At 62.4% G+C, this 25905-nt stretch carries 25 protein-coding genes; 12 read left to right on the plus strand and 13 right to left on the minus strand.

Going from position 1 to position 25905, the window contains the following annotated elements:
- The first annotated feature begins 73 nt into the window (after positions 1-73).
- The 3 genes from E5678_RS18715 (at position 74) to E5678_RS18725 (ending at position 2290) form a co-directional block, all read left to right on the plus strand.
- The gene (locus E5678_RS18715) at positions 74-1441 is read left to right on the plus strand and encodes a CHASE3 domain-containing protein (protein ID WP_136179932.1); all 1368 of its coding nucleotides are present in this window, start codon (positions 74-76) and stop codon (positions 1439-1441) included.
- Between the two features lie 252 nt (positions 1442-1693).
- A complete protein-coding gene (locus E5678_RS18720; protein WP_136179933.1) occupies positions 1694-2008 on the plus strand; it encodes a BON domain-containing protein in 315 nt (104 codons plus the stop codon).
- A 60-nt stretch (positions 2009-2068) separates the two neighbouring features.
- The gene (locus E5678_RS18725; RefSeq protein WP_136179934.1) at positions 2069-2290 is read left to right on the plus strand and encodes a CsbD family protein; all 222 of its coding nucleotides are present in this window, start codon (positions 2069-2071) and stop codon (positions 2288-2290) included.
- A 111-nt stretch (positions 2291-2401) separates the two neighbouring features.
- On the opposite strand, the gene E5678_RS18730 is transcribed toward E5678_RS18725, so the two are convergent.
- The 3 genes from E5678_RS18730 to E5678_RS18740 form a co-directional block, all read right to left on the minus strand.
- Positions 2402-2707, minus strand: a complete 306-nt coding sequence (locus E5678_RS18730) for a DUF1330 domain-containing protein (protein WP_136179935.1) — start codon at positions 2705-2707, stop codon at positions 2402-2404.
- A 274-nt stretch (positions 2708-2981) separates the two neighbouring features.
- Positions 2982-3500 carry an O-acetyl-ADP-ribose deacetylase gene (locus E5678_RS18735; protein ID WP_136179936.1) on the minus strand — a complete coding sequence of 173 codons (519 nt, stop codon included), beginning with the start codon at positions 3498-3500 and terminating at the stop codon, positions 2982-2984.
- A gap of 296 nt (positions 3501-3796) precedes the next feature.
- Positions 3797-4723 carry a LysR family transcriptional regulator gene (locus E5678_RS18740; protein ID WP_136179937.1) on the minus strand — a complete coding sequence of 309 codons (927 nt, stop codon included), beginning with the start codon at positions 4721-4723 and terminating at the stop codon, positions 3797-3799.
- A 224-nt stretch (positions 4724-4947) separates the two neighbouring features.
- Here E5678_RS18740 and E5678_RS18745 point away from each other — a divergent pair, with 224 nt between their 5' ends.
- The 9 genes from E5678_RS18745 (at position 4948) to E5678_RS18785 (ending at position 13733) form a co-directional block, all read left to right on the plus strand.
- Positions 4948-6078 carry a YeiH family protein gene (locus E5678_RS18745; protein ID WP_136179938.1) on the plus strand — a complete coding sequence of 377 codons (1131 nt, stop codon included), beginning with the start codon at positions 4948-4950 and terminating at the stop codon, positions 6076-6078.
- A gap of 785 nt (positions 6079-6863) precedes the next feature.
- Positions 6864-7829: a TRAP transporter substrate-binding protein gene (locus tag E5678_RS18750; RefSeq protein WP_136179939.1), complete on the plus strand. Its 966-nt coding sequence runs from the start codon at positions 6864-6866 to the stop codon at positions 7827-7829.
- 9 nt (positions 7830-7838) lie between these two features.
- Positions 7839-8360: a TRAP transporter small permease gene (locus E5678_RS18755; RefSeq protein WP_136179940.1), complete on the plus strand. Its 522-nt coding sequence runs from the start codon at positions 7839-7841 to the stop codon at positions 8358-8360.
- A gap of 25 nt (positions 8361-8385) precedes the next feature.
- Positions 8386-9684 carry a TRAP transporter large permease subunit gene (locus E5678_RS18760; protein WP_136179941.1) on the plus strand — a complete coding sequence of 433 codons (1299 nt, stop codon included), beginning with the start codon at positions 8386-8388 and terminating at the stop codon, positions 9682-9684.
- Positions 9685-9686: 2 nt separating this feature from the next.
- On the plus strand, positions 9687-11054 hold the full coding sequence (locus E5678_RS18765) for a biotin carboxylase N-terminal domain-containing protein (RefSeq protein ID WP_136179942.1): 1368 nt from the start codon (positions 9687-9689) through the stop codon (positions 11052-11054).
- Positions 11055-11110: 56 nt separating this feature from the next.
- Positions 11111-11770, plus strand: coding sequence for a 5-oxoprolinase subunit PxpB (gene pxpB / locus E5678_RS18770; protein WP_247596827.1), 660 nt, complete (start codon positions 11111-11113; stop codon positions 11768-11770).
- The gene (locus E5678_RS18775) at positions 11767-12729 is read left to right on the plus strand and encodes a biotin-dependent carboxyltransferase family protein (RefSeq protein ID WP_136179944.1); all 963 of its coding nucleotides are present in this window, start codon (positions 11767-11769) and stop codon (positions 12727-12729) included. Before pxpB ends, E5678_RS18775 begins: the two co-directional genes overlap by 4 nt.
- Complete coding sequence (locus tag E5678_RS18780; RefSeq protein WP_136179945.1) at positions 12726-13493, plus strand: 5-oxoprolinase subunit PxpA; 768 nt, start codon at positions 12726-12728, stop codon at positions 13491-13493. Before E5678_RS18775 ends, E5678_RS18780 begins: the two co-directional genes overlap by 4 nt.
- An 18-nt stretch (positions 13494-13511) precedes the next feature.
- Positions 13512-13733 carry an acetyl-CoA carboxylase biotin carboxyl carrier protein subunit gene (locus E5678_RS18785; RefSeq protein ID WP_210731949.1) on the plus strand — a complete coding sequence of 74 codons (222 nt, stop codon included), beginning with the start codon at positions 13512-13514 and terminating at the stop codon, positions 13731-13733.
- A 17-nt stretch (positions 13734-13750) separates the two neighbouring features.
- Here the strand turns inward: E5678_RS18785 and E5678_RS18790 are convergent, their stop codons facing one another.
- The 10 genes from E5678_RS18790 to E5678_RS18835 all read right to left on the minus strand — a co-directional run bounded on the left by E5678_RS18790 (position 13751) and on the right by E5678_RS18835 (position 25616).
- Positions 13751-14686 (minus strand): LysR family transcriptional regulator, encoded by a 936-nt coding sequence (locus E5678_RS18790; protein ID WP_136179946.1) that lies wholly within the window; start codon positions 14684-14686, stop codon positions 13751-13753.
- Positions 14687-15046: 360 nt separating this feature from the next.
- Complete coding sequence (locus E5678_RS18795; RefSeq protein ID WP_136179947.1) at positions 15047-15643, minus strand: 2-dehydro-3-deoxy-6-phosphogalactonate aldolase; 597 nt, start codon at positions 15641-15643, stop codon at positions 15047-15049.
- 27 nt (positions 15644-15670) lie between these two features.
- A complete protein-coding gene (locus E5678_RS18800; protein ID WP_168708607.1) occupies positions 15671-16687 on the minus strand; it encodes a 2-dehydro-3-deoxygalactonokinase in 1017 nt (338 codons plus the stop codon).
- A 133-nt stretch (positions 16688-16820) separates the two neighbouring features.
- Positions 16821-17585 (minus strand): sulfite exporter TauE/SafE family protein, encoded by a 765-nt coding sequence (locus tag E5678_RS18805; protein WP_136179949.1) that lies wholly within the window; start codon positions 17583-17585, stop codon positions 16821-16823.
- A 283-nt stretch (positions 17586-17868) separates the two neighbouring features.
- Positions 17869-18225, minus strand: coding sequence for a hypothetical protein (locus tag E5678_RS18810; RefSeq protein WP_136179950.1), 357 nt, complete (start codon positions 18223-18225; stop codon positions 17869-17871).
- A 155-nt stretch (positions 18226-18380) separates the two neighbouring features.
- On the minus strand, positions 18381-20150 hold the full coding sequence (locus tag E5678_RS18815; RefSeq protein ID WP_136179951.1) for an oleate hydratase: 1770 nt from the start codon (positions 20148-20150) through the stop codon (positions 18381-18383).
- A gap of 113 nt (positions 20151-20263) precedes the next feature.
- A complete protein-coding gene (locus E5678_RS18820; RefSeq protein ID WP_247596828.1) occupies positions 20264-21484 on the minus strand; it encodes an acetate/propionate family kinase in 1221 nt (406 codons plus the stop codon).
- Positions 21468-22889 carry a bifunctional enoyl-CoA hydratase/phosphate acetyltransferase gene (locus tag E5678_RS18825; RefSeq protein WP_136179952.1) on the minus strand — a complete coding sequence of 474 codons (1422 nt, stop codon included), beginning with the start codon at positions 22887-22889 and terminating at the stop codon, positions 21468-21470. Before E5678_RS18825 ends, E5678_RS18820 begins: the two co-directional genes overlap by 17 nt.
- Positions 22890-22933: 44 nt before the next feature.
- Positions 22934-23737, minus strand: a complete 804-nt coding sequence (gene fabI / locus E5678_RS18830) for an enoyl-ACP reductase FabI (RefSeq protein ID WP_247596829.1) — start codon at positions 23735-23737, stop codon at positions 22934-22936.
- A gap of 10 nt (positions 23738-23747) precedes the next feature.
- A complete protein-coding gene (locus E5678_RS18835; protein ID WP_136179953.1) occupies positions 23748-25616 on the minus strand; it encodes an alpha/beta fold hydrolase in 1869 nt (622 codons plus the stop codon).
- Positions 25617-25905: the final 289 nt, after the last annotated feature.

Genomic DNA, 25905 nt, shown 5'->3' on the forward strand with positions numbered 1-25905 from the left:
GGCAGCGCCGTCGACCATTGCGCGCAGGCGCTGGCTGTGGGACATTGCATCCCTTTCATCTTAGGGGCTGGGCATGAATCGGGTTTTGCTCCTCAAAAGCAGGCGGATTGTCTTGCCGCTGGCCGTGGCTGCGGCGGTGGCCATGGTGATCATCAGCGAAGGCGCGTACTGGCAGTCTGTGAAGGCGTTGAGCGATCTGGCCGCGATCGGCGATGCCCGCAGCGACGTTCAACAGCTCCAGCAAAGCGTCTTGGCCGCCGAGGCGGGGCAGCGCGGCTACCTGTTGACCGCCCGCAAGGAGTATCTGGCGCCCTATGAAGCGGCGCTCAAGGGTATTGACGAATCGTTCAAGCGGCTGGACCGGTACTACGCCGCAGACGCGAGCGAATTCGATGGGCTCAACGCCTTGCATACCTTGACCGATATCAAACTTGCAGAACTGGCGGCAGCGATCCGCCTGTACGACGAGGGCAAGAACGCCGCCAGCACCGACATCGTGTTGAGCGCACTCAACAAGAAGCAGATGGAGGCCATTCGCGCGCTCGGCACCGAATTGATGGATGCCCAGACGCTGAAAGCCGAAGCTGGCCGCGAAACGCTTTACGCCACCTTGTTGGGTCGGCGCCTTGGCATGGCGCTGCTGACCGCCATCAGCCTGCTGGCGCTGTACTTGTTTTTGCGGCGGACCGACGAGCTCAAGCGGCAGGAGCTGCGGTTGAAAGACGTCGTTCGGGCGGAACGCGATCGGCTGGAAATTGAAGTCGATCAGCGCACAGCGCAGCTCACCAAGCTGGCACGCTACCTGCAGACCGCCCGCGAGGACGAGCGCAACCGGCTGGCGCGCAACCTGCATGACGAACTCGGTTCGCTGCTGACGTCGGCCAAGCTGGACGCGGCGCGCATCAAATCCCGACTGGCTGGCAAGGCGCCCGAGGCGCTGGAGCGGTTGGAGCACCTGGTACACACACTGAACCAGAGCATTGCCCTGGGTCGCAGCATCATCGAAGACCTGCGTCCTTCGACGCTGGGCAATCTGGGGTTGGTGGCGACACTGGAAATTCTGGCGCGGGAATTCGCCGATCAGTCGGGCATCGCCGTCGACTGCGCGCTGTCTCCCGTCAAGCTGGACGCCAATGCCGAGCTGATGGTCTATCGCCTGGTGCAGGAAGCCATCACCAATATCAGCAAGTACGCGCGCGCGCGCCAGGTCTGGGTGAGCCTGGCCGCACGCGACGGTCAGGTGGAGGTCGCCGTGCGCGATGACGGTGTCGGTTTCGACTTGACCGTTTCGGCAAAGTCGGCAAAGTCGGCCTTCGGCCTGTTGGGCATGCGCTTTCGTGTCGAGGCCGAGGGCGGCAAGATGACCCTTTTCTCCACGCCCGGACACGGTACACGGGTGTTGGTGACCTTGCCGGAATCCAGCGGAACGTCGTCGGCATAGATCACCTGATCTGGCGGGCCAAGCCACCGACAGCGAGGCCTTGTCCTACGCGCAGAGGCGGCTTGCGCCGAGGTACGAAACGGATGGGTGTTCTTACAGTCGGTTCATCGGTGTGAAGGATCCGCTTGACGGAACTTCAGCTGAACCGGGGGCCGCACCACAAGGCGTTCGCCGGCTTCGCGCCACGGTGTGGGACACAAGACCCACCCGCAGCCACGGATCCCTTCTTTTCAACCTGACTGGAGCATCAACATGATCACCCGCAACACACTCGCCGCTATCGCCGCCACGGTCGCCCTGCTGTCCACCGCCGGCTGTGCCGTCACCCGCGACCAGGAGTCCGTCGGTGCTTACATAGACGACACCGCGATCACCACCGCAGTGAAGGCGCGTTTCGTCAAAGACAAAGAAGTTGACGCTTCGGCTATCAGTGTCGAGACGCTGAAAGGCACGGTCATGCTGTCGGGCTTCGCCAAGAGCGCAAGAGAGCAAGCCCTCGCCACGGAGCTGACCTGGAAGGTCAAGGGCGTGCAGGCGGTCAAGAACGAGACCGCCATTCGCCAATGATTTTGTGCCGCGTGAAGCGCTGCTGAGCTCGGGAAGACACACCTGTCCAGGGAGAAAACCATGAACTGGGATCGCATTCAAGGCAACTGGAAACAGGTCACTGGCCAAGCCCGGGAGCAGTGGGGCAAGCTGACCGACGATGACTTCGATGTCGTCGCGGGTCGGCGGGACCAGTTGGCTGGCAAGATCCAGGCGCGCTACGGCGTGGGCAAGGAAGACGCCGAAAAACAGATCGGTGAATGGGAACGCACGGCCACCGATTCGTGGTTCGACAAGAGGTAAGCGAGCACCAGGCGCCCGGATGACCGGCGCCTGGTCGATACACCTGCGGCATTCCACAGGCGTTGGGGTTCGGCTCAAACGGTGTTGTCGAGCCGACGACACCCTTGCCTGTTATTCGGGTTGGGGGCCGTCATAACCTTCGACGATCACCAGGTCGCTGCTGGAGACGGGCTGCCGGATCTGGATGGCGGCCTGGTAGGCCTGTGACCGGTAACAATCCTGCGCGGCCTGGTAGCTGGGGAATTCGATGACCACATTCCGGCTTCGGTTCGAACCCTCTGGCGCTTCGAATGCCCCGGCCCTGACCAGGAACCTGCCTCCGAATGCGGCAAGGGGTTTGGCGTTGGCCGCCACATACTGCTTGTACTGATCCAGGTCAGCGACATCGATTCGTGCGATCCAGTAGCCTTTGGGCATGGGTGTCTTTCTGGTTCAAGGGGTTGGGTTTGGGCGGTTTTCTTGCGGCTGGCATCTGAATGCAATCGGCGCACAAGGGGGCGAGCAGGCGAATATCCACCATGCGGCATCTCGAAGCCAACAGCATAGCGGCGCGCGGGCTTCGATGATTCGATACTGACATGGACCCCAACAGAGTCCCTGTAGAGGCCAGACAGTCAACTGAAGGCGTTCCCCCAGCAGCCAAAACATCCATCAGTTTCTTGCCCTTGTGGGGGAGTCCGTATACGACGGGTTAGGCGGCTTCTTCGCGGAGCGCGCTTTCATACACCGCAAGATCGCTGGCGGAGAAGCAGCAGAAGACAACCTGCTCCACGATGGGAAACTTTGCCAATGTGGCGCGGACTGTGGCGACGGCGACCTTTGCCGCGAGCTCGATTGGATATCCGTAGATGCCAGTGCTGATGCTGGGAAATGCCAGGGATGAGACGCCTTTCGCGGCTGCTACCTCGATTGAGCGCCGGTAGCAGGATGCCAAGAGTTCCGGCTCACCACTTGTTCCGCCGCGCCATACTGGGCCGACTGTGTGAATGATGTATTTGGCAGGCAAGCGGTAGCCCTTCGTGAGCTTGGCATCGCCAGTCTTGCAGCCGGCCAAAAGGCGGCACTCGTGAACGAGTTCTGGCCCTGCTGCACGATGGATCGCACCGTCGACGCCGCCGCCTCCGAGCAATGACGAATTTGCGGCGTTCACAACGGCTTCCACCTGGAGTGCAGTGATGTTTCCGAGTGAGGCGCGAATTGAGGGTGGCATTCGTGAGCGTTCTAGCGTGATGTATCCCGCAGATCCCGCGGGATATTTTTGGCACCAGTTTCCCGTGAACTTATTTAAAGATCATACGGTTGCGCGTGTGTTTCGGGTATCTGGGCAAGGATAAAAATACCGACAAACTTGGCACCGGGCTTTTGCGCTGCGCCGGAGCGGAAGCCTGGAGCCGGGCGGAAGGGTGCCCACGCTGGGTCTGCTGGCGTCCCGACAACACCCCACCAGAGTGGTCCACTGCGGATGGCGCTTGTCTGCCTGCACGGGTTCAAGCCCGATACGCGGATTCAGTTTGAAGTGGGCGCTGACACCTGAGCCACAAAGGCCTGCAACGCGGGCGTCGGGAGTTTCTGGCGATGCACCACCAGATAACACTGGCGCATGAGCCTGGGCAGTGTGGTCTCGATGCGCCGGAGTCTTCCCGCCGCGATGGCGTCTTCGACCACCCAGGACGAGAGGCAGGCCACGCCCAGGCCGGCGGCGGCGGCATTCTTGATGGCTTCGGAGCTGCCCAGGTCGATGCTGCGGCGGTAAGAGCGCAGGTGCGGCAAGAGGCCTTGATCGGTGGCCTCGCGTGTGCCTGAACCGGCTTCCCGCACCAGCCAGACCTGCTCTCGCAGCGTGCGCAAAGGGATGCGCTCGCCCTGTGTGTTGCTATGGACCAAGGGACTGTCCGGTGACGCAACCACGACGAGCTCGTCTTGCAGCCACGGGGTGACGTTCAGCGTGGGCTGGTGGCAAGGGCCTTCGATCAGGCCGATGTCGAGCTCAAACGCGGCCACCGCGTCGCAGATAACCGCAGTGTTCGCGATCACCACCCGCGACCGCCAGGCGCTGGATTGGCCTATTTGCTGCGCCATGGCGTAGCCAGCCAGCAGCCTGGGCAGCACGTAGTTGCCAATCGTGGTGCTGGCGCCAACGCGAAGCGACTGTGCCTGAGCGCTGCCGTCGTGGGACATGTTTTCAATCGACGCCGCGCCATCCAGTATGGCCAGCGCCTGCGGCAGCAGCGCGCGGCCGTTGTCGTTGAGCACCAGGCGCTTGCCGACGCGGTCGAACAGATCCAGTGACAGCAGCCGCTCGAGTTCGTTGATCGCCGAGCTGGTGGCCGATTGCGACAGCGCAATGGCCTGGCTGGCCGCCGTGGTGCTGCCGGTGCGCGCGACGGCCACAAAAATCTGCAACTGGCGCAGCGTGAGTCGCAACACATTCATGGGGTCCCCCTGGTTTCATGGTTGATCGGATATTGCTTCGCCTGAGCGCAGCGCGACGCCCAGGTGGGGTGTTGTCAAGGGCACTCACGCCGATCATTCGAATAGATCTATAGCTTTCAGATAGGTTGATGATAGCCAAACAAGCTGTTGGACCGATATCAAAAGCAGCCCTACAGTGGGCCTTGAAACCAATGCGCCCCCTATCCCCAAGAACAAGTTCCCCCATGCACAAGGCCCTTGGCTGTCCCCCTCCCCGAACTTCCGGCCCAAAGCTATTCGGCCTGTTCCTCACCAAGCTCGCGGCCCTGCTGCCCGGTCTGTTGCTCAGCGGTGGGCTGGCGGCGGTCGGGATGGCGTTGGGCCGCATCGCCTGGCTGCAAGACCACGGGTTCAGCGCGCTGACGCTGGCGATCGTGTTGGGCATGTTGGTGGGCAATACGGTGTATCCGCGCTTCGCGGCCACCTGTGGCATGGGGGTCAATTTTTCCAAACAACACCTTCTGCGCCTGGGTGTGGTGCTCTATGGTCTGCGATTGACGGTGCAAGACATTGGCCATGTCGGCATCGCCGGTGTGGTGGTCGATGCGCTGGTGCTGGGATCAACTTTCGCACTGGCTTGTTTCATCGGCACGCGCTGGTTGGGGCTGGACCGCAAGACCGCCATGCTGATCGGCGCGGGCAGCGCCATCTGCGGCGCCGCTGCTGTGATGGCGACCGAGCCGGTGGTCAAGGCGCGCGCTGAGCAGGTCACAGTGGCGGTCGCCACCGTGGTGGTGTTCGGCACCTTGGCGATCTTCCTGTACCCGGTGCTGTTTGAGTTGAACCGCCACTGGGCGTTGATGCCGGGTGGTGCCACCGCCTTTGGCATCTATGCCGGCTCCACCATCCACGAGGTGGCCCAGGTGGTGGCCGCCGCACAGTCGGTGGGCCCGGAAGCGGCCAACTCGGCGGTGATTGCCAAGATGGTGCGGGTGATGATGCTGGCGCCTTTTCTGATGCTGCTGTCGGCCTGGCTGGCCCGCGATGACGCCCGGCAGGCCCGTGCAACACCGGAGGCAGGCGGTGGCAAGGGCGAAGCCAAAGGCAGGCTCACGGTGCCCTGGTTTGCCTTTGGTTTCGTTGCGGTCGTGTTGTTCAACTCGCTGCAGTGGCTGCCCGTTTCGGGGGTGGATGCCGTGACGGCGATCGACACCGCGCTGCTGGCGACGGCGATGGCTGCGCTGGGCTTGTCGACCCACATCGGCGCGGTGCGCAAAGCCGGTGTCAAGCCGCTGCTGCTGGCGCTGATGCTGTTTGGCTGGTTGGTGATCGGTGGCGCGGCCATCAACCACTGGGTGCCCGCGCTGCTGGGATGAACACGGGTCAGCCCTCGAGATCAGCGAGTTGGGTGTCGTGCGATGTACGAGAAACGAAAGCACGGCGGCGAGCGTTGGCATGCCCAGGTGTTGACCAGGGATGGCGATGCCAAGCGCGTTCGCTGCAGCCAGGGTTGCCGAGCCAAAATCCACGACCCCTGCATTGCGAAGGACACCCTCTTGCGCTCGGCGCACAGGGCGTCTCTTTGCTTCTGACGACGGCGGCTGTTGCCGTGCGCACAGCCCTTTGTCGCCATAGCGTCGACCTCGGTTCAAACGGCGCTGGCGGGTGCGGGTGGCCTGGCCTGCGTTGACCTGACCATGGCTTGAGGCGAGGAGGGTCGCCGCGACGGTGGCGGCCCCAGCAAGGTTGCGCGACGCAAATCCTCCAGGGCCGTCAGGCTTTGCTGAACCCCTTCGCCGCGCCGCATCGTTTCCTGGCCGAGGTCTGGGTCAGATCGCCCTGCCCGTTTCCGTTTTTTCCTCAGCGGTTCCCGCCTTCAGGTGGCTGGGCCTGCGGTTCCGAACCCACTTCGGCGCCTGCCTGGCAGCGGGCGCATCGCCCGCAAAGCCACGCGCTGCGGGGGTTCAGGTTCAGGACGGGCAGCGGGGGGATGATGCAAAGTTTTCCTAGGGTAAATCGGGAGATCACAAAAAATTGCCTCAACCGATCACTATTTCTCGCTGGACTCGGCGGCGCGAATGTAGGACATTGAAGTCGCTCAGCTACCGCCATTGACCGTCCCGAGACGGTTGGCCTACCCACCTCCGACAAGGACCATCCAATGAAACTCCAGTTGATTGCCGCCTCCATTGCCGCGCTCTTGTGCACCACCACTGTTCATGCAGAAACATGGAACATGTCGGCAGAGCAGCCCGATGCGAACTACCTGACCCAGAACGTGCGCCAGTTTGCCGCCGATGTAAAAACCGCGACCGACGGCAAACTTGATTTCAACGTGCAGAGCAACAGCGTGTTGTTGAAGCGCCCCGAAGTCAAGCGCGGTGTGCAGCAGGGCATCGTGCCCATCGGCGAGTTCCTGATGTCCGCCTTGGGCAACGAAGATGCGATCTTTGAAGTCGATAGCGTGCCCTTTCTGGCCTCTTCGTTCGATGCATCCGAAAAACTGTGGAAGGCTTCGCGCGAACAGATCGCTCAGCGCCTCGACAAGCAAGGCGTTGTGCTGGTGTATGGCTCGCCATGGCCCCCACAAGGCATCTACACCAAGACGCCAGTCACGTCGATGGAAGGCTTCAAAGGCGCCAAGTTCCGCGCCTACAGCGCATCGACAAGCCGCATGGTGACCTTGATGGGTGCTGTGCCGGCAACGATCCAGACCGCTGAAGTGCCCCAGGCCTTCGCCACCAGCGTGATCGACATGATGATCACATCGCCGGCCACCGGTGTTGACACCCAGGCTTGGGACTACGTCAAGTACTACTACGACGCGCAGGCTTTCATTCCGCAGGCGATCGTGGTCGCCAACAAGCGGGCACTCGCCAAGCTGCCTGCAGACCAGCGCCAGGCTGTGATGGACGCGGGCAAGCGCGCCGAAGCCCGTGGCTGGGCCAGCGCCCGTGACCTCACCGCGAAGCTGACCCAGACGCTGGCCTCCAAGGGCATCTCGGTGCAGCCACTGCCAGCGCCCGTTGCGGCTGAACTCGCCAAGATTGGCAACACCATGACCGACGAGTGGAGCAAGAAAGCCGGCCCTGACGGCGTCAAAGTGCTCGAAGCTTTCCGCCGCTGATCGCCCGCCATGGACGCCTTTACCGTTTTGCTCGATCGACTGGCCCGTGCTTCAGGGGCCGCTGCGGCGGCCTCGCTGGCTGCGATCGCCGTCATCATCGCCGCTCAAATTGTTGCGCGCCTGATCGGCCAACAAATTCCTGCGGCGGATGATTTCGCCGGTTGGGCGATGGCGGCATCGGCGTTCCTGGCGTTGCCCTATGCCCTGCGCAACGGAGATCACATCCGTGTGACGCTGATTGCGCAGATGTTGCCGAAATCGTGGCAACACGGGCTCGACGTGCTTTCTACCGCAGTGGGGGTTGCTCTGGCTGGTTGGGCCGCCTGGTACACCGTGAACTTCGTGCTGGATTCGTGGCACTACGACGAGGTGGCGCAGGGCATGTTGGCGGTGCCGCTCTGGATACCGCAGCTGTCGATGGCGGTTGGCATGGTGCTGTTCGCGTTGATGATGTTTGATCGATTGCTGCGCGTTGCCCTGGGTCTGCCTCTGAGCGAGCGGGCAGACGGCGAAGCTTCGCGCTCCGAATGACCCCCTGTGATCGATTGGAACCACGATGAGTGAACTTGCCCAAGCCGGCGCGCTGATGGCGCTGCTGTTTCTGTTGCTCGGCTTAGGGGTCTGGGTCGCGTTGGCCCTGATCGCCTGCGGCATTGCCGGGCTGGTGTTCTTCACCTCGGCTCCTGCCGGGCTGCTGTTTTCAACCACCATCTGGAGCTCCACCGCCAGTTGGGCGCTGACCGCTTTGCCCTTGTTCATCTGGATGGGCGAAATTTTGTTTCGAACCAGTCTGGCCAAGGACATGTTCGCCGGGCTTGGCCCGTGGGTCAACAAACTGCCGGGGCGCCTGGTGCACGTCAACGTGCTGGGTTGCGGCATCTTCGCCGCCGTCAGCGGCTCATCGGCGGCCACCGCCGCCACCATTGGGAAAATTTCGCTTCCCGAGTTGAAGGAGCGGGGCTACGACGAAAGCATCGCCATCGGTTCTCTGGCCGGGGCGGGCACGCTGGGCCTGCTGATTCCGCCCTCGATTGTCATGATCGTCTACGGTGTTGCCGCGCAGGTGTCCATCGTCAAACTGTTCACGGCGGGCATCCTGCCGGGCCTGTTGCTGATGACCTTGTTTTCGGGCTACATCGCCATCTGGTCCATGAAAAACCCCAAAAAGGTGCCCCAGGATCTCGAAGATGTTTCATGGGTGGAGCGCTTCAAGCGGTTGCGCCTGCTGGCCCCCGTGGTTGCGCTGATCGCTGGCGTGATCGGCTCCATTTACACCGGGGTTGCCACCGCGACCGAAGCGGCGACGATCGGGGTCTTCGGCTCGCTGTTGATCGCCGCCCTGGGCGGCTCGCTCAACAAGGCGTCATTCATTGCCAGCCTGACCGGTGCAGCCCGCACGTCTTGCATGATCACCTTCATCCTGATGGGCGCGGCCTATCTCACCAGTGCCATGAGCTTCACCGGCTTGCCCGGCAATGTGGCCACCTGGATCACGTCTCTGGGCCTGTCCGCCTACGGCTTGCTGGCTGTGCTGACGGTCTTCTTTATTCTGCTCGGGTGCTTTCTGGATGGTATTTCCATTGTCGTTCTGACCAGCGCCGTTCTGTTGCCGGCGGTGCAGGCCGCAGGTATCGATCCGCTGTGGTTCGGCATCTACCTGATCCTGGTCGTTGAGATGGCACAAATCACGCCGCCGGTGGGTTTCAACCTGTTCGTGATCCAGGGCATCACCGGGAAAAACCTGATGGAACTCAGCCGCATGGCGTTGCCCTTCTTCCTGTTGATGGTGTTGGCCACGGTGTTGATCACGCTCTTCCCGCAAATCGTGCTGGTCCTTCCTCAATCGATGAAATGAACATGAAACGAATTCTGATTGCCAACCGTGGCGAAATCGCCTGCCGCATCATTCGCGCCTGCAAGGCCTTGGGTCTGACCAGTATCGCGGTGTACTCAGAAGCTGATGCCGACGCGATGTTTGTTCAAATGGCCGATGTGGCCGAACCCATTGGACCAGCGCCTGCTGCGCAGAGTTACCTGAACGGTGCCCGCATCCTCGATGCAGCCAAAAAGCACAGCGCCGATGCGGTGCACCCAGGCTACGGATTTTTGTCTGAGAACACCGCCTTTGCGCGTGCCGCCGAAGCCGCTGGCGTGCGCTGGGTTGGCCCAACGCCCGACAGCATCGATGCCATGGGCGACAAACAACGCGCCCGTGCCATCGCCACTTCTGCTGGCGTGCCCACCTTGCCAGGCAGCCCCCGTTTCGCAGCCGGTGAACTCGACGGCATTGAAGCGGCGGCGCTTGCGGTGGGCTATCCGCTGCTGGTCAAGGCGACGGGCGGCGGCGGCGGCATTGGCATGCGCCGGGTCGACAGCCCAGAGCAATTGCTGGCCTCCGTGGGGGCCACCCAGCAGCTCGCAGCCAAGGCCTTCGGCGATGGAACCATTTATCTGGAGCGGCTGGTTGCGCGGGCACGTCACATCGAAATTCAGGTGTTTGGCCATGGTGACGGCACAGCGGTGCACCTGTTCGAGCGCGAATGCTCGGTGCAACGCCGTTTTCAGAAGATCATTGAAGAGAGCCCGGCCCCCAACCTGCCGCAAGCGCTGCGCGAGCAAATGACCCACGCTGCGGTGGCACTGGCCGCCCACCAGTCTTACCGCGGCCCTGGCACGGTTGAATTCATCGTTGATGCCGACTCCATGGAGTTTTTTTTCCTGGAGATGAACACGCGCATTCAAGTGGAGCACCCGGTCACCGAAATGGTCACCGGTCTGGATCTGGTGCAAGCGCAGATCCAGCTCGCCGCGGGCAACTACCAGCGTGTCGAGCAAGCCGATGTCAAGACACGAGGTGCGGCCATGGAGTGCCGGATTTACGCAGAAAACCCGGCCAAGAGCTTCATGCCTTCACCCGGCCCACTCAACACGTTCCGGCTGCCGCTGGATATGCCCCATGTGCGGATCGATACCGGTGTTCGCGAAGGCGACCGGATCACGCCGTACTACGATCCCATGATTGCGAAACTCATTGTGTGGGGCGAAGACCGCAGCGCCGCGCTGGAACGCATGCGCACGGCCCTGGCGGCGAGCCAGATCGAAGGCGTGCGCAACAACCTGAGCTTTCTCTCCTCTGTGGTCGCCCACCCTGACTTCCAGGCAGGGCAGGTTGACACCACCTGGATCGAACGCGAGCGTGAACCGCTGTTGGCGGCCATGCCATGACGGGGCATGACCAGACCCTCCCATCGCCGCGCATAGACGCTGTCGGCGACCGGTGCATGCTGATCGGTCTCGGCGAAACCGTTGATCCTGAAACCAGTCTGCGGGTTTTTGCCTTTGTCCGTCGCCTCAAAGAGCAACCCATTCCTGGCGTGCGCGACATCGTTCCCGCCTTCACCACGGTGGCCCTGCATTACCAGCCCGAATTGCTCGGCGACTCGCCGTTTGAATCGTTGCGCGCATCGGTTCTTGAGCGGCTGGCACAGCCATTCGAAACACAGGCGCTGGCAGCTCGCACCATCGAGGTTCCGGTTTGTTACGGTGGCGAATGGGGTCCCGATCTCGAAGACGTTGCAGCGCAACGCGGGCTCTCAGTCGAGCAAGTCATCGCCTTGCATTTGCAATCGCCTCACCGCGTGTACATGCTGGGGTTTGCTCCGGGTTTTCCATTCATCGGAGGCCTTGATCCGGCGCTGGTGATGCCACGCCGTGCGTCACCGCGCACCCGCATCCCGCCGGGCTCGGTGGGCATCGCGCGCGATCAGACCTGCATTTACCCCCTTGAAACCCCTGGCGGCTGGAACCTGATCGGTCGAACGCCGGTGCGCCTGTTCGATCCCAGTGCCAACCCGCCCTGCCTGCTGGCGCCAGGCGACAGCGTTCGCTTCGTGCGCATTGACGAACCCCGCTACCACGCCATGCTGGAGGGGCGGTCATGAGCCAACACATCAACGTCATCAAACCCGGCGTTCAATCACAACTGCAGGATTTGGGGCGCTTCGGCTTTCAGGATCTGGGCGTGCCCGTGTGCGGGGTGATGGACGAATGGTCGCACCGCGTCGCCAACCTGTTGGCGGGCAATGCGCGGGACGAGGCCACCCTGGAGATCGTGCTGATGGGTCCCAGTCTTGTGTTTGAGGCCGCGACACAGATCGCGATCTGTGGTGCCGACCTGTCACCACGCCTCAACGGTGAGCCTGTGCCCATGCGGCAACGCATCGAGGTCCCGGCCGGCGGCCAGCTCGATTTTGGACGAAGGGTGAGTGGGCTTCGGACCTACCTCGCCGTTCGCGGAGGCTTTGATGTCGAGCCCGTGATGGGCAGTCGGAGCACCTATGTGCGCGGTGGTTTTGGGGGCTTTCAGGGGCGTGCCTTGCGCAAGGGCGATGTGCTCGCCTTCGCCGACACACCCGCTGCGCCAACGGCGCCCGTGGTCGAAATGGCTGACCAGCTGCCGTCGAGTGAGCTCAACGCGGTGACCCCGGTTCGTGTCATCGCTGGCGAACACTGGGCCAGCTATTCCAGCGAAACACAAGCGTTGTTCGAGACGGCAACCTACAAGATCAACCCCCAGTCAGACCGCATGGGCTACCGCCTCGATGGCCCGGCCTTGCAACGCCGCGAGGCCGTGGAGCTGATCTCGGAGGCGATGAGCTTCGGCACCATTCAGGTGCCTTCCGACGGGCAGCCCATCGTGTTGATGGCCGAACGCCACAGCGCGGGCGGTTACCCCAAGATGGCGCATGTGATCAGCGTCGATCTGCCCATCCTGGCCCAGCTCGCGCCGCAGCAGCAGTTGCGGTTCGAGCTGGTCAGCCTGGAGGCGGCTCAATCCCTGTACCTGCAACGCGAAAAGACGCTTTCGGCATTGCGTCAAACACTTGGAGTCCATGAATGAACACCACCACACTCGACCTGAATTGCGACATGGGTGAGGGTTTCGGGGCCTACAAGATGGGCAACGACATCGAGATCCTCGACCACGTGACTTCTGCCAACATCGCCTGTGGGTTTCACGCGGGCGACCCGCCCACCATGCGGCGCATCGTTGCCGCAGCCCTCGCCAAGGGCGTGGCCATCGGCGCCCACCCTGGGTTGCCGGATCTGCAAGGCTTTGGGCGCCGGGAGATGAAAATTTCACCTGCTGAGGCCTATGCCATGGTGGTGTATCAAGTGGGCGCGTTGGCCGGGTTCGCCCAGGCCGCGGGTGGCGGGCTGAACCATGTCAAACCGCATGGGGCGCTGTACAACATGGCCGCCAAAGACCGCGCACTCGCCGATGCCATTGCCCAGGCGGTGTTTGACTTTGACCCAGGGTTGGTTTTTTTCGGATTGGCCGGCAGCGAAATGATCAATGCCGCTCATGCGCTCGGCCTGCGCAGTGCATGTGAAGTCTTTGCCGATCGCAGCTACCAGGACGACGGCAGCCTGTCTCCGCGGGGTCAGGCCGGTGCTTTGATCGAAGACGCCGATCAGTCGCTCGCTCAAGTCAGACAGATGCTGACAGGTTCGGTGCGTGCGGTCAGTGGGCTCCAGGTACCGGTTCGCGCCGATACGCTGTGTTTGCACGGTGATCAACCGGGCGCCCTGGATTTCGCGCGCCATATTCGCGGCGCATTGACCACCGATGGCGTCTCGCTGCAAGCCCCCGTTCGTCAATAATTTTCAGGAGAAAACGCCATGTCAAATATCCATGAAGTCAAATCAGAAGTTGGGGGCAGCATCTGGAAGATCGAGGTCACCGTCGGCCAAACGGTGGCCGAAGGCGATACGCTGTTGATCGTCGAGTCCATGAAGATGGAAATCCCCCTGTTCTCGCCAGTGGCCGGCACCGTGCAAGAGATCCGGGTGGCGGAGAGCGACATGGTCGAGGAAGATCAGGTGCTGGTGGTTATTGGCTGAGCTTCGATATCCACCGTTCAGTCAGGGTCCTGCTCCAGAGAGCGGGCCCAGGCCTGGCCAGACTGTTCGCAATAGTTCGCAGCAACCTCGCGCACCAATTGAAGCGTGGCATCGACCGCGGCGTTTGATGGCCGGGTATGGATCGCCGTGATGGTCATGAAGGGCAACGCTGGCCCTTCGATTTGTCTGAGCAAACCTTGTTCAAGCTGCTTGCGCACAAAGATCGGAGGGATCGCCGCGATGCCGTAGCCGTCGCACACCAGCTGGATGATGGACTCCACCGACGGCACACTGCACACGCGCGGCTCGACTTCCCGACCAATGAACAGGGCGCGCACATGGGCACGCGGGCTGGAGGTCCTGGAAAACGTCAACAGGGGTTTCAGCTCAAGGTCTTCAAGCGCCAGGGGTCGGTCCGCCGGCAACAAATCGGGGCGGGCAACCCAGCACACGGGGAACTCACACAGCGGTAACTCGTGGTAGTCCAGGTTGCCGGCTGCTTCAGCAAACGGATCGTTTTGAATCAACAGATCGAGCTTGCGCTGGCGCAGCAAATCTTGCAGGTCTTGTGCCGGCGCAACGGTGATGTCGGGCTGCACCAGGGGATGGCGCTCATCCAGCTGGCGAATCAGCGGTGATAACCAGGTCCTCACAATCGACTCGATCGTGCCGATGCGCACACGCCCGGCCACAGGCGCTCCAGGCTGGGCACATTCGCGAAGCTCTTGCTCGATGGAGAGCATCCGTTCGGCCTGGTGCACCACTTGCTCGCCAACCGGCGTCATGGTGATGCCCCGCACGCTGCGGACCACCAGGGCCGTACCGAGCTCTGATTCGAGCGAAGCAATGCGCTGTGAAATGGCGGCCTGTGTTGTAAACATCAACTGGGCAGTTTCACGAAAGCTGCCTGCTTTCGACAGCACCACCAGTGTTTCCAGGAATTTGGTATTCAAACCGATCAGCCTTTTCTGCCAGCCGCGGCAGGCGGCGGCTCAGGCCTGAGTGTATCGAGATCCCCAGGGTAAGGACCTGTGGTTCAAGGAGCCTGTCCGTGAGCGAGTCGCCGGAAACCTTCGCACCCGGCGGGTCAGCGACTCGCTACCCGCTTGCCTTTCAGGCTGGGCCCTTCGTGTGGACTACAAATTTGGCTGTGCTCATGCCGCGAAGTGGCAATGAGGTTTGAGCACTATCCCCAACACCAGTGGCTCCGGAAATCGATCTTTGATGTGTTCAGGGGTCCGAACCCCGACCCACCTGAAACCGCAAAACACCAAGCACCCAAGGGCGCTGCGCCGGCCCGGGATGACCCAGTCTCAACGAGTCGCCACAGGGGCCTTGACCAATGCCAGGGCGGATTGCCGGATCTGGTCAAGGCTGTATCCCGGCTTGTAGAGCCATCCACCCACACCAACACCGGCCGCGCCAGCGGCTTTGAAGACGGCGGTGTTGCTGGCCTCGATGCCACCCACGGCGTAAATCTGCGTACCGACGGGCATCACGCTGAGCCAGGCTTTCAGGGTGGCCGCTCCCAGCACATCGGCGGGAAAGAGCTTGAGCGCATGAGCCCCAGCTTGCAGCGCGCTGAAGGCTTCGGTGGCGGTGGCCACACCGGGGATGGACTTCAACCCCAGCGCGCAGGTGCGCTGAATCACCGCAGTGTCCATGTTGGGCGAGAGCACGAGCTGGGCGCCGGCTTGTGCCACGGCCTCGACCTGCGCCACGCTCAGCACCGTTCCGGCACCAATCACCGCCCGACCGTCAAAAGCCGTTTGCAGCAGGCGGATGCTCTCCAGCGCGTTGGGGGAGTTCAGGGGCACTTCGATGGTCTTGATGCCGCTTTGCAAGAGGCATTCGGCCACTTCAATCACGGTGTCGGGTGTGACCCCACGGAGGATGGCAACGATGTCCATGGTTCTGCTTTCAAAAAAGGAATGGGGTCAGGTCGCCACTGTGGCACGGTTCAGAAGACCGGCCGCGCGGGCGATCCGGAGCAAGCCATTGAACACGGCGTCTCCCGGCATTTCAACCACCGCTTGCCCGAATTGGGCGAATGCTGAGGCGTAGCGTTGCGTGAGTTCTGGCGACCCCAGCAACGGTATCGGCGTGTGCTTGTCGGGCGGTGAAAATCGGCTCAGGCCGGCCTTGATTTCAGCGCCAATCAACAATCCCGAGAGGTAGTCGGGCAGCTCGTGCGATTGAAATCGCCCCATGAGGCCGGCGGTACGGACCCTGAACAACAGGTTTTCCAGCCCCTTGGCGCAGGCTTCGGCCACGCCTTGCTGAAACGCCTTGGGCGACGCCGGGCCAGCGCTCATCACCCGGGAAAGGCTGCTGTGGTTGCGCAGCAGCTCAAACAGCTCGCCGGTCATGTAGGTCTGGAAAGTTTCAATCTGTCCACCGCCACTTCGCTTCATCCACTTCGAGTGGGTACCGGGCAAGACAAAGAGCCTGGCCGCCCCATCGGGCAACCCGAACAGTTGCGTTTCTTCGCCCCGCAAGACGTCCCAGCCCGCAGCGTGAGACCCGGTGTTGAGGCCGGCCACGATGTGCAGCTGCACGGCTTGCCCGGGAGTCAATCCATCCACGGGCGGCAACTCGACCTGGCCCAGCCGCTCGGCGAGATCGTTCGCACTGGCGGGGCAGGTGACGTAGGGCACGTCCGAGATGCCCTGGCGCGAGCCGATCATGCCGCAGGCCAGCAACGGCACCTGGTGTTGAACAAGCCAATCAGCGCACAGAGGCAACAAGGCCTCGGCAAAATGGCCTTCTTGCACCGCGAACACACCGACAGGGCTCTCCCGGCGATCCATCAGGCCACCGTGCTCATCGACCAGGGCCACACGCAAATTGCTGCTGCCCCAATCGATGCCAATGAGCACGGGTTTGTCTGCGCAAGCCTGAGTCGCACCGGCATCGCGCATTGGGGGATCGGCCCGCTGGCCAGATTTCGTCATGTGCCTGTCTCCATTTGCTTTCGGCCAGAATCCGCCACCCGTCATTCGCGACCGGCTGCTGCCCAGCCTGTCGATCTGATCCAACGACGTGATCCTACTGCCGCCTGCGTTGATGGCGTGGGCTGACGGGCGCTCAAAGCCAGCCGGCTGCCCGCAAGATCAGTCCCAGCCCAAGCGTTGCAAGCACGATCAACACCGCCGTTCGGAACGCCTGCGGCGCCAGATGGCGGCTGACGCGTTGTCCGATGTGCACCCCGATCGCCACCAGCACCAGACCGCAGGCGGACACGGCCACAACCTGCACGGTCATGAGACCAGCGACACCCAGGCCGACGAACATCGCGGCACTCGACAGCGTGAAGGACTGGTTGCTGGCCTGAAGAAAGCGCTCGCGGGGTATATCGAGCGAGAGCAGGTAAGGGATCACCGGCATGACCTGCGACCCAGTCAATCCGTTGATGAAACCCGTTGCGGCGCCGATCACCGGTTCGAATTTCCGGGAGCGGTTCTCGGTTAGCCGGAAGCGCGCGTTGGCCAGAGCGAATCCGACATAGATCAGCAGCACGATGCCGAGCACAGCGGCGGCACTTTCGCTCCTCATGCGCGTCAGCGCCCAGAGCCCGGCGAAGACCGAAACAGCGGCTGAAACAACCATGGGCCAGAAACGTTGCATGCTGGCGCGGAAGCCGCCGGTGTTCACCATGACGACCAGGTTCGACGCAACCGACGGGATCAGCACCAGCGGCAGCGCCTCCTTCAAGCCGAAAGCCAGCGTCAGGATCGGCAGGCAAGTCGAGGAATAGCCCAGGCCGGTCACGCCCTTGACCAGTGCCGCAACGAAATACGCAGCGGCGATGGTGGCCAGTTGCGTGGGTGAGAAGGCATCCAGTAGAAACATCGCTTTGATCTCGTGCAAAGTTCGCGCTCCGCGGTGATCGCGACGGGCGGCGCGCCCTTCGCGTCGAGCCATAGTAGCGGCAACCCCATCCCAAGCTTGCCCGCATCACCGGCTTGTTTGATTGGGCTGGGCCCGAAGGCCCAGGCCTCTGTGCCAGATCAACTTCGGTTACACGCCCAGCGTTTCAACAATTTCACCGCGTACCTGGGGCACCCCTCCGTGGGTCAGTGCACTCGGGCCCAGCAGGCGTCAGTTGAAACGGGTGACGTTCAGATTGGCCTGCTCAAAATGCCCGGCTGATGATCAAACCGGTGAATCTGGGCTGCACGATGGGTGTCAGGATGCAGGTGTCTGTGGCCCAGGCACCCAGCGCTGCGCCGATGGCGCTTGAAGCGAAATCCAGCAGGGAGCCTGATTTGCTTGAGCTGTGTGCGGCCTGGTAAGCCTGGTGCAAGGCCGACGCGCCCGTGGCGACCGCAAATCCGATCCAGGCACGGTTCTCCAAATCTCGGTTCGCATGGGTCACCGCGCCGGCCAGCACCGCACTGAAGGCGGTGTGGCTGAGTTCGCTGCTCGCACCGTCATAGGCGTGCGCAAAGCCCGTGAGAGCCACCGCCCACAGGCAAATCAATTTCTTCATCTTGATGCCATTCTTTGGGCGGCAAAGCCGATCTGGTTCTGTCCTGCCTGGCGTTCATCGCTGGGGGTATTCGGCGCCAGTCTAGCCAGCGCGGCCGCCCCCAAATGCGCTGGCTGATGTTTGCCTGTGCCCACCCCGAAGACACGCCAATGCCATCAATCGTCCGCCACAATCCCGAACTCGTGCAGCAGCACACCGATCTGGGTTTTGTCGAGCTTCTTCATCAGCAGGTTGCGCAGGAATGCAGGCCCCGGGATGTTGATCTCCTTGCCGTCGCGCAGGCGGCCGGTCGCAGAAAGCAGTACCCGAATGTCGTAGGTGGAGCCGAATACTTCCGGCACGCCGCGCTCGACGTTGAGCAGCGTGTAGACGGCCTCCATCGGCGTGCGCACGGAGTACTCGGTGGTGAAGATGCAGTCGCGCTCCTTCGATTCCGCGAACTGGCCGATGAAGGCGAAGTTGACCGCGCCCTCGGGCACCACGTCTGGCCGGTCACCGCCTTGGCGGGGCATGAAAAATGCCGTCACGTAAGGCATCATCACCGGCACGGCCATCGCGCCGGTTGCGGCCAGTTCAGGGATGTCCTCGACCGGAACACCCATGTGGTAGAGCCATTCCTGGGTGATTTCCTCACCGGTGCAGTCCTGCATGTGCTTCTTCACGTAGTCACCGGGCTTCTCGGCGAACAGCCCGTAGACCCAAACCACGATCTGGTCTTTGGGTTGTGATTTGAAGTGCGGCTGCCGGTTGACCGTCCAACTGAGCAGCCAGGATGAGTCTTTCGCGGTCACGATACCGCCTGTCACCACCTTGCCGCTGAACGGATCGCGCTTGGCGATTTTCTGGATGTATTTCGGGATGCGTTCATCGAGCGTGGTGACGGTCGCCGACTCCCACTTGGTCTCAGGGATGTGCGCGCCGAACACGTCCGGGCGGCCGAACGCCGGATCCTTCGCGGCGATGCGCCGCCACAGATCCCATGCCGGCGCAGGTCCCTCATTGAGCTTGGCCGGCGTGTGGTGGTCGCCGTTGTCAGCGTTCTCGGTGAGCGAGCCGATGGTCATGAACACCAGGTCATCGGCGCCGAGATCGACGCCTGCTTCGACACCGTCACGGCGCCAATGGATGCGGGTGGCCTGCTTGTGTCCGGAGGCAAAAGTGAAGTCGACATCGGTGACTTCGGTACCGTACTGGAACACCACGCCATGGTCCCGCAGCCATTTGACCAGCGGCAGCACCAGGGATTCGTACTGGTTGTACTTGGTGAACTTCAGCGTGGAGAAGTCCGGGAGACCCGAAATCTGGTGGATGAAGCGGTGCAGATACAGCTTCATCTCCAGCGCTGAGTGCCACGACTCGAAAGCGAACATCGTGCGCCAATACAGCCAGAAATTGCTGTCCAGGAATGCTTGGCCGAACACCTCGTTGATGCGCTTGTTCTCCATCTCCTGGCGGGTCGCCAGGAAGAGATGGACGATTTCCTTCTGCGCTTGCTCGCTGAGTGTGAACAGGCCGTCGGTGTGCGCGTCCTCGCCGCAGTGCACTGTGGCGCGCTGCAAAGAGGCGTTCGGATCGTCCTTGTTGAGCCAGTAGAACTCGTCGAGCACGCTGGCGCCGTCAATTTCCAGCGACGGAATCGAGCGGTACAGGTCCCACAGACACTCAAAGTTGCTTTCCATCTCTCGCCCGCCGCGGATCACGAAGCCCTTGTTGGGTTCCTTGATGCCGTCCAGCGCGCCGCCGGGCAACTGCTGTTGCTCCAGGAGGGTGATCCGGTTGCCAGGCATCTGGCCGTCACGGATCAAGAAGGCCGCGCCGGCCAGTGCGGCCAGACCTGAGCCGACAAACCACGCAGTCTTTTTGTCCACGCCCTCGGGTTTGCGTGGACGGGCGAAAGCTTCATAGTTGCCGCTGCTGTAGTACATAGGATCTCCGTTGATGGATGTGGAACCCAACACCGGGCGGTGACGGGTTTGAAATGGGGGTATCTCGACGCAGCCGTGATTGCTCGGGCCCCGGCGGGTACACCATGGTCGCCTTACGCCACGGACCCCAGCACGACACGTGCCACCGCATCAGCAATGACCGACTCTTCATTGGTGGGGATCACCCAGACTGAAACTGGCGAGCCGGCGGCGGTGATGCAGGGCCCGTGTTGCGCATTGGCTTGTGGGTCCAGCTCGATACCCAGCCACCGGCTTTGCTCACAGATGCGTTGGCGTACCTCAGCCGAATGTTCACCAATGCCCGCGGTGAAGACCAGGGCGTCCAGTCCGCCAAGCGCGGCCGCCAATGAACCCAGCTCGCGAACAGCGCGGTACACAAACAGTTCGATCGCTTCTTGTGCGGCACCGGTGTCGCTGCCCAGCAGCTCCCGGAGATCCGACGACAAACCCGACACACCCAACAGGCCGCTTTGCTTGTACAGCAGCTCGCTCACCTGAGCGGGCGACAGGCCCTTCTGATCGATCAGATGGAGCACCACACCAGGGTCGAGGTTGCCGCAGCGCGTGCCCATGACGAGGCCATCGAGCGCGGTGAAGCCCATGGTCGTGGCCATGCTGCGCTGTCCCTGCATCCCACACATGCTGGCGCCGTTTCCCAGATGGGCCACCACCACTTTTCCACTCGCCTTTTCGCCCAGGAATTGGGGCAAGGTTTGTGAGATGTACTGATAGGACAAACCGTGGAAGCCGTAGCGCCGAATGCCCTCATCGCTGAGCGATCGGGGCAGGGCGTAGGCTTGAGCCACTTCGGGCTGTGTTCGATGAAATGCCGTGTCAAAGCATGCCACCTGGGGCAGTTCGGGGAGCTTGGCCTGGAGCGCGCGGATGGCGCGCAATGCGGGGGGTTGGTGCAAGGGGGCCAGGGAACTCAGGGTGTCCAGTTGGAGTAGCACTTCGCCGTCGATGCGCACGGGTGACGCGAACAACATGCCCCCGTGCACCACACGGTGCCCCGCGGCCACCAGCCGGTGCGTGCCATCGCGGTGGGCCTGTAACCATGCCAGCACGGTTCCCATGGCCTGTTCATGCGGATTGGCCGAACCATCGACGGGCAGGAGGGAGTCGTCGAGCCGGTGTCCTTCTGCATTGAACGCGGTGAAGTGGGGGTGTGCACCCAGCCCCTCGACCTGGCCATGGGCCAGCCGAGAAAGCGGAGCAGACCCAACCGCCATTTCGTAGACGGCGAACTTCAAACTCGACGAGCCTGAGTCGAGAACCAGAATCACGTCGTGCATGTCAGGCCCCCATGGCATGGTGGTGCGCAAGCAAGGCCACGGCACACGATGCCACTCGCGAATGTGCCGAGTCCGCACGGCTGGTGAGCACGATCGGGACCTTGGCGCCCAGCACCACCCCGGCGGCCTGGGCATCGGCCAGGTATTCGAGCTGCTTGGCCAGCATGTTGCCGGCCTCGAGGTTGGGCACGACCAGGATGTCGGCGTCGCCCGCCACCTCTGAGTGGATGCCCTTGATGCCAGCGGCAAAGACCGACACCGCATTGTCGAAAGCCAGGGGGCCATCGAGCACGCCGCCCACGATCTGGCCACGATCGACCATCTTGCACAGGGCCGCAGCGTCCATGGAAGAACGCATCTTCGGGGTCACCGTTTCGACAGCAGACAGGATGGCCACCTTGGGTCGGGCGATGCCCAGGGCGTGTGCCAGGTCGATTGCGTTGCGCACGATGTCGGCTTTGGCTTCGAAGTCGGGCTCGATGTTGATCGCTGCGTCGGTGACCAGCAAGGGCTTGCCGTACCGGGGCACATCGAGCACGAAGATGTGGCTGATGCGGCGCGCGGTGCGCAAGCCGTTGGCCGGTGTCACCACTTCGCTCATCAGCTCGTCGGTGTGCAGGCTGCCTTTCATCAGGGCGTGAACTTCACCAGTCTGCGCCATGGACACGGATTTCTGCGCAGCCGCATGGCTGTGTGGCACGTCGACGATCGGAAGCGCAGCAATATCGAGTTGGTTTTCCGCAGCCACAGCGCGAATTTTCTCCGCAGGGCCGACCAGGACAGGTTCGATCAAGCCCAGTTGTGCGGCCTGGATCGCGCCTTCCAGTGCTTCTCGGCTGCAAGGGTGCACCACCGCCATGCGAATGGGCTTGCATCGCTGGGCGGCGGCCAGCAGCTGGCCATAGCGCAGGTTCTTGTCAGCGACCAGCACGTCGGGCAGCTCGGTGCGTTGAATGCGCAGCTTCTCTTTGGGCGGCACCACTTCGGCCTGGCCGTCGATGACCACCTCGCCGTTCTGATCGACGCAGCGCGTGTCGAGCACTGCGCGGTGGTGCTCGGCATCGAGTGAGGCCACGGTGACGGTCACGGTCAGGTTGTCGCCGGGATGAACCGGGCGGAGAAAGCGCAGGGTCTGGCTGACATAGATGGTGCCTGGCCCTGGAAATTCCGTGCCCAGCACCATGGAGATCAACGCGCCGCCCAACATACCGTGGGCGATGATTTCGCCGAAGCGTGTCGTCTTGGCGTAGGCGGCATCGACATGGGCCGGGTTGACATCGCCCGAGACCTTGGCGAACAGCACGATATCGGCCTTGGTCAGCGTGCGCTGGATGGAAGCGCTGGCGCCCACGCGCAGTTCAGCGAACGGGTGATTCTCGATCCAGAGGTTTTCCTCTGGCACATCGTTGCGGTCGTCTGGCATGGGGGGTCTTCGAGGGTTGAAAGGGTGGATGGATGATCTGAGCTTCAGCCCATGATGTGGTAGCCGGCGTCGACGAATGCGACGTTGCCCGTCATGCCGCGAGCGGCGTCGGTGAACAGCATGGCGGTGACCGCACCGACCTCATCAATGCTCACCAGTTGGTGTTCTGGTGCGCGTTGCGCAGCCTGCTCCAGCAGGGCGTCGAAATGATCGATGCCCGATGCGGCGCGCGTCTTGATCGGGCCCGGGGATACCGCATGAACCCGAATGCGTTTGGGGCCCAGCTCGATGGCCAGATAGCGCACCGTGGATTCGAGAGCCGCTTTGACCGGGCCCATCATGCCGTAGCTGCCAATGACTTTCTGGGCACCGTAGTAGCTCATGGTGACCATGGCGCCGCCGTCGGTCATCAAAGGCTCAGCCAGCTGCGCCATGCGGATGAATGAGTGGCAGGAGACGTTCATGGCGCGTGCAAAGCCCTCGGCACTGCAGTCCACGACGCGGCCGTGCAGATCGTCTTTGGGCGCAAAGGCAATGGCATGCAGCAGGAAATCCAGCTTGCCCCATTGCTGGGTGATGCGCTCAAAAACAGCTTCGAGCTGACCCGGTTGCTCGACGTCGAGCGGCATGAAAATCTCGGCACCCAGCTCTTCGGCCAGCGGCTCGACATAGGGTTTTGCACGGTCGTTGAGGTAGGTGAGCGCGAGCGTTCCGCCCAGTTGGTGGATCGCACGGGCACAGCCGTAGGCGATGCTGTGCTCATTGGCCACACCGACCACAAGGCCCCTTTTTCCAGCCAGAGTGGCAAGCGAATTCGGGTGCAAGGGCAAGGCGGTATCGGAATTCAAGGTGATCTCCTCAAGGAATCAAAACGTATTGGCCGGGTGCATCGCCCAGCACGGGCAGGCCCGCCTGCGCCGCGCCCATGGCGGGAGGCGCCACGCGTTCCCCGGCATGGGCATCCAGCCATTCGGCCCAGCTCGGCCACCACGAGCCTTCAATGCTCGGCGTGTCGGCAAACCAGGTATCGGGATCCACATAGCGCTGGTCCGCCGCCCGCATGGCCACCTGGTGGCTGCGCCGCACACCAGGGCCGGGTGGATTGACCACGCCCACGTTGTGTCCGCCGGTGGTCAGGCAGAAGGTCACCTCGGTATCGGTGAGCATGTGAATCTTGTAGACCGAGGGCCAGGGCGCCACGGTATCGCGCTGTGCGGCCACGCTGAACACCGGGATGCGGATGTCGCTCAGAGCAATTGGACGGCCGTCGACCTGGTAGCGGCCTTCGGCGAGATCGTTGTTCAGGTACAGACTGCGCAGGTATTCGCTGTGTTGCCGGAAGGGCATGCGGGTGGCGTCAGCGTTCCATGCCCCCAGGTCGGTTATGGGCTGGCGGATACCAAACAGGTAGTCGCGCACCATGCGCGACCAGATCAGATCGCGGGAATTGAGCAGCGCGAAAGCGCCGGCCATTTGCTTGCCATCGAGGAAGCCGTGTTCCCACATGACGTCTTCAAGGTACGCGAGCTGGCTTTCGTCGATGAACAGAGACAATTCGCCCGGCTCGGTGAAATCCAGCTCGCTGGCCAGCAGGGTCATCGAACCCAGGCGGGTGTCGCCCTCGCGGGCCAGAGCGGCCGCCGCAATTCCCAGCAGCGTGCCGCCCAGGCAATACCCCATGGTGTTGAGCGAACGCTCGGGCACGATGGTGGTGGCCGCATCAATCGCGTCCAGAATGCCCTTTTTGAGGTAGTCGTCCATGCCCAGATCTCGGTCCTGGGCATCCGGGTTTTTCCACGACACCATGAACACGGTGTGCCCGCGCCCCACCAGATACCGCACCAGCGAATTGCCCGGCGAGAGATCCAGAATGTAGTATTTCAGGATCCACGAGGGCACGACCAGAACCGGATCGGCGAACACCGTTTCGGTCTGTGGGGTGTACTGGATCAGCTCGATCAATTCGTTGCGGTAGACCACCTTGCCAGGCGTGATCGCCACTTCATGGCCTGGGCGGAAATGCTCAGCCCCTTCTGGTGGTTGATCGGCTTTTTGGCGCAACCAGTCTTCCCACCAGTACCGAGCGCCCCGCAGCAGGTTGCCGCCGCCTTCTTTCAGGGTCGTTTGAATCAGCTCGGGGTTGGTGGCGAGAAAATTCGACGGTGAAAACGTGTCAAGCAACTGGCGCGTACCGAAGGTGGCGATCTGTTCGTGGTGGCGGCTCACGCCGTTCACTCCGGTGGTCGCGTTGTGCCACCACTGCTGGTTGAGCAGAAAGGATTCGTAGATCAGGTTGAACGGCCACTGCTGCCATTCCGGGGCGTGGAAACGCTTGTCCTGCGGCAAAGGCTCGATGCAGGGGGCGCAGTCACCTCCGGCTGCCTTTGTTCCGAACATCGCCAGACGGGCGGCCTTGCGCAGCGCCTTTTCGACCAGTTCCTTTTGCTTGCCGGGCGCCATCGCGAGATGAACCCACCAGTCGGCATACGAAGCCACCAGCGTCTCGGGGGAGAGCCCTTGGGTGAGCCGCGCCATGGCCGCATGAATCCTGCGATCGAGGTGGCGCCGCTCCGTCGCTTCGTCGTGAACCGCTGTTGGCGGTGCAGCGACTGCGCGAGCTGGCCGCGTGGGCAATGCCGGAACCTGTATCGAGGCAACAGCCTTTTTCCGCGCGGGGCGGGTGGCCGCTGGCTTGCGGCTGGAGGGGGGTGTTTTGGGTGGGGTCATCGCAGGGTCCAAGTGAGTCAAGCTGGCGCCGGAATCGCGGCAGGCCGCAACCGCTGTCGAGCACCGCAGTGCCCGGCAAAAGACGGCCGCGAAACATCCGGGCCGGCGTCTTTGAGCAAGATGCTGTGCTGGCGTCCATGTAGGCAGAGAACGGGGATACGAACATCATCGGCGCAATCACCCGGATGCCGAGCGGAACCGGCCCGCTTTTCTTGACAGATATCAACATTCCGTTCGATGTGGCTTGAAGCTCATCAGGCCCAGTGGCTCGAATGGGGTCAGATCAGTC

This window comes from Hydrogenophaga sp. PAMC20947, assembly GCF_004795855.1.
Lineage (GTDB): Bacteria > Pseudomonadota > Gammaproteobacteria > Burkholderiales > Burkholderiaceae_C > Hydrogenophaga.